Source organism: Streptosporangium nanhuense (assembly GCF_059358815.1).
The window spans coordinates 1-3263 of record NZ_JCADBG010000080.1 but is presented as its reverse complement, the minus strand read 5'-3'; the positions used below and the strand labels follow the sequence as shown (position 1 = coordinate 3263).

Below are 3263 nucleotides of genomic sequence, written 5' to 3'. Positions count from 1 at the left end.
GTCAGGTAGTTGCTGCCAGTCCACCGGCAGGAACCGCACCGCCAGGCGTAGCCGCCGCGCCAGGGGTTGCCCCACACATCGATGCCGAAGCCGACCACGACCGTCCCCGCGGGGATCTCCACGTTCGCGGCGAGCTGCTTGGCAAGCGCTTCCAGCGCCGTCTGGCTGCCCCGGACAGCACGGTCGAAGTGATCGCGGGCCCTCTCCAGGTCGCGGTCATAGAGGGCGTCGGCGATGGCCTCGGCCACCTGGACGAGCGACTCTGTCATGTCGTTCCTCTCACGGTGCGGGCCCTGGACAGGGGCCTGGGCGGGTGTTCTAGGTGCGGCCCGGACAGTCGCAGCCGGGGTGGCGGCACGAGCCGCTCGCGTTCGCCCAGATGCGGTCATAGGGAGCCCAGCCGCCGGGCTGGGCCCCGCCGGTGTGCACGGCGCGCTGGTGGGCGCACCGCTGGCAAGGTGCGGCGAGTTCGGCCAGGGACGGCGCCACGGGTTCACCGTGATCTGCTGAGCAGCTCGGCGAGCAGAGGCCGGTGCGCGCGAAACACCCGTCTCTGGTGGCGGCCCAGATCGACGACGAGCATCGCGTAGGTGTCAGCGCGCACCCAGGCGGCCGCCCTGGCGTCGTCGGCCCCCCGTACGACGGGCAGCTCGGTGACCTGGCCCAGGTCGGCTATGGCAGGCCAGGTGACCATCCACGCCTCGTCCGTCTCCCTGGAGTCGGGCACGTACCGCACCGGCAGCACCCGCCAGCAGGCGTCCGGCAGGATCAGGCCGGTCTCCTCGGCCAGCTCGCGGATCGCCGCCGTCAGCGGATCCTCGCCAGCCTCCAGGTAACCGCCAGGGACCGCCCAGCCGTGGTCGTCGTCCCGGTCGACCAGCAGCACCCGCCGGGTACCGCCGATGGAGAGGGTGACGACGGCGTCGGCGGCCTGTTGCTCGCCCCAGTGGCCCAGCTCGCCCCGGCCGTAGCGGATGCCGGTGGGGCCGCACGGGTTGAGCGGGCGGCCGTCGACGACGGCGAAGGGGATCGCGGCGTCCCGCTGCCGGGCGGCCCAGTCGATCTGGGCGGGGTCGGTCCGCGGGTCGGCCCACCCCTCCTGAACGCCCTTACCGAGTACATCGGGGTGGGTGTAGGTACGGCTCATCGGGTCCCTCCCGGCTGTCCGCCGTTGGCGGCGGCGGTGACGAGCTGGTGGCGGACGGCGCGGGCGGCCGAGTCCTCGCCGTAGGCGTACTGCGCGGAGGCCGATCGGGCATCGACGGTCGTCATGCGGCCGCAGCAGTCACAGAAGATCGTCTCGGTCATCGGACACCTCCGAACCAGGACGGCGCCCGGCCGCTGGCCAGGACGCGCAGCCGGACGTCCGGGGTGGGGTGGCTGGCGGTGAGCCGGCCGACGGTGCGCTGCCACAGGGTCGGCGCGGGCAGTGCGGCCAGCGTGGCGGTCACGATCGCCCTCCCGTCGCGGCCGACCTCGGTCAGTAGCCTCGCGGAGTACAGATCGGCGTCGCATTCCTGCAGCCGGATGGCCTGGGTGGCCAGCAGGTGGTTGACGGCGGCGACGGCGGCCGTGGCGACGACGAGCCAGGCGGGCAGGTGCACGGCCCCGGCGAGCAGCGCCCCGAGTCCGCATCCGGCCGCGAGGCGCCGCCACAGGTTCGGCCCGCTCAGGTGGCCCAGGGCGTGGTGGGCGATCTCGTGGGCCAGCGTCCCCTGCAGCCGCATGCTGTGCTGTTCATCCAGCAGGTCGGCGCCGAGCCGGATCTGCGCGGTGGGCAGGCACAGCATCGAGGTGGCCTCGGCGCCGGTGTCGCTGTCGATGATGACGAGCACGCCGGGCAGGTGGGCGGCGGTGCGCAGGGTGGCCACCAGCTCCACCAGACCCGCCGGGACGGCCGGGCTGGTCGACGTGGTGCCGGCAGTGGGGACGGCGGGCGTGGAAAGCGCGGGCTTGGCGGCCGTGACGGTCCCGGCCGGGACGTAGGTGGTGCGTACCGAGGCGGGTTCGAACGCGGCGAACGTCCGCCCGGGGCCCGGTGTGGGTGGGGTGGTGTGCGTCATGATGGGTGGTACCTCTCTGCTCTGCATGGGGAGATGGGGTGAGCGGGCGCGCCCGACGTGGAAGTTCTTGGTCGGATGACCACGTTGGTGCGCGCCCGTCCCGGTTCAGCAGCCCGACGCGTCGTCCTCGGAGCCGTCCTTGTAGCTGCCGTCCTCGACCGGCTCCGGTACCTCGTCCTCGACGGGCTCCGGCGCCTCGGCCTCCTCGGCGGAGCCGTCCCGGTAGGAGCCGTCGGTGATGGGCTCCGGCGGGTTGACCGCGACGACGGCCACGGTGGCGGCACACGCCGCGGTGGTGTCGCACCTGGCGGCCATGGAGAGCGCGGCCGCCAGGACCAGCACGATGACGGCGGGACGCCGGGAGAACTTCTTCAGGGATTTCATGGCGGATGTGTCCTTTTCGGTTGGTGATGAGTGGGGGCGGTGACGGTCAGAACCGGTGCCGACACGGCGCCGGGGCCTGGCGGATGAAGTGGACGAAGGTGATGGCGAACCCCGCGACCAGCGCGATGGTGAGCGCGGCCGGGGTGCCGGTGCCGGTGGCGGCGAACAGCGCGAGCAGGGCCAGCCCGAAGGCGGTCCGGGCCCGCCCGGCCTTGCGGATCTGGGTGGGGTCGCCGCAGTCGGGGCACGGGCGGGCGCTGGCGGCGGCCACCATCGGGTGAACTCGGCCCGGCTTCGGGGCGGGGTAGGTGACGGGGGCGCCGTTTCCTGCGACCGTGTCGTGCTGCGCTTGCTGGGCGAGCTCGTACAGCCACGAGAGCCCCAGCTTCGGCGGCGTGGGGGAGCCCGGCGTGGTCGGCCAGGACGCCTGTACGAGGGCCTCCAGCGCGGCGGGGTCGATGACCCGGTAGCCGGTGGTGGTGTCGTAGGCCAGCAGGCCGGTCACGACGCGCTCGCCCAGGCGGGCCAGCAGCCACGTCCATGTCTGGCCGGTGGCCGTCAGGACCCAGTCCAGGTCGGCGGCGGAGAACGGTCGGCCCTCAACCCACAAGACCAGCGCCAGGTTCAGCGTCTGCTCGTGGGAGTGGGTGCGGTCGCCGTGCGGGACGGCGGGGGTCGAGTCGATCATGGTGGGTTCCTTCGGATCGGTCGGGTGAGGGTCAGCGGCGCGTCGACGGCGTGGCGGTGCGCAGCTCGTCCAGCAGCTCGTCCAGCTCGCTGGGGGTGATGTGGACGTCGCGGGCCTTGCTGCCGTCG

Annotated in this window: 7 protein-coding genes; all 7 read right to left on the bottom strand. The window is 73.2% G+C overall.

The window, feature by feature from the left end:
* Positions 1-269: hypothetical protein (locus tag AC5L38_RS44010; protein WP_495248782.1), on the bottom strand; the 269-nt coding region annotated here is incomplete at its 3' end.
* A 49-nt stretch (positions 270-318) separates the two neighbouring features.
* Positions 319-489, bottom strand: a complete 171-nt coding sequence (locus AC5L38_RS44005) for a hypothetical protein (RefSeq protein WP_495248781.1) — start codon at positions 487-489, stop codon at positions 319-321.
* Between the two features lie 4 nt (positions 490-493).
* Complete coding sequence (locus tag AC5L38_RS44000; RefSeq protein ID WP_495248780.1) at positions 494-1147, bottom strand: NUDIX domain-containing protein; 654 nt, start codon at positions 1145-1147, stop codon at positions 494-496.
* Positions 1144-1308, bottom strand: coding sequence for a hypothetical protein (locus tag AC5L38_RS43995; RefSeq protein WP_495248779.1), 165 nt, complete (start codon positions 1306-1308; stop codon positions 1144-1146). The genes AC5L38_RS44000 and AC5L38_RS43995 overlap by 4 nt, the downstream gene beginning before the upstream one ends.
* The gene (locus AC5L38_RS43990; protein ID WP_495248778.1) at positions 1305-2063 is read right to left on the bottom strand and encodes a M48 family metalloprotease; all 759 of its coding nucleotides are present in this window, start codon (positions 2061-2063) and stop codon (positions 1305-1307) included. The genes AC5L38_RS43995 and AC5L38_RS43990 overlap by 4 nt, the downstream gene beginning before the upstream one ends.
* A 105-nt stretch (positions 2064-2168) precedes the next feature.
* Positions 2169-2447 carry a hypothetical protein gene (locus AC5L38_RS43985; protein ID WP_495248777.1) on the bottom strand — a complete coding sequence of 93 codons (279 nt, stop codon included), beginning with the start codon at positions 2445-2447 and terminating at the stop codon, positions 2169-2171.
* Positions 2448-2493: 46 nt separating this feature from the next.
* On the bottom strand, positions 2494-3135 hold the full coding sequence (locus AC5L38_RS43980) for a hypothetical protein (RefSeq protein ID WP_495248776.1): 642 nt from the start codon (positions 3133-3135) through the stop codon (positions 2494-2496).
* Positions 3136-3263: the final 128 nt, after the last annotated feature.

Excerpts from the sequence above, each read along its gene's own strand:
- AC5L38_RS44000 (WP_495248780.1), bottom strand. The coding sequence starts at position 1,147 with ATGAGCCGTACCTACACCCACCCCGATGTACTCGGTAAGGGCGTTCAG.
- AC5L38_RS43995 (WP_495248779.1), bottom strand. The coding sequence starts at position 1,308 with ATGACCGAGACGATCTTCTGTGACTGCTGCGGCCGCATGACGACCGTC.
- AC5L38_RS43990 (WP_495248778.1), bottom strand. The coding sequence starts at position 2,063 with ATGACGCACACCACCCCACCCACACCGGGCCCCGGGCGGACGTTCGCC.
- AC5L38_RS43985 (WP_495248777.1), bottom strand. The coding sequence starts at position 2,447 with ATGAAATCCCTGAAGAAGTTCTCCCGGCGTCCCGCCGTCATCGTGCTG.
- AC5L38_RS43980 (WP_495248776.1), bottom strand. The coding sequence starts at position 3,135 with ATGATCGACTCGACCCCCGCCGTCCCGCACGGCGACCGCACCCACTCC.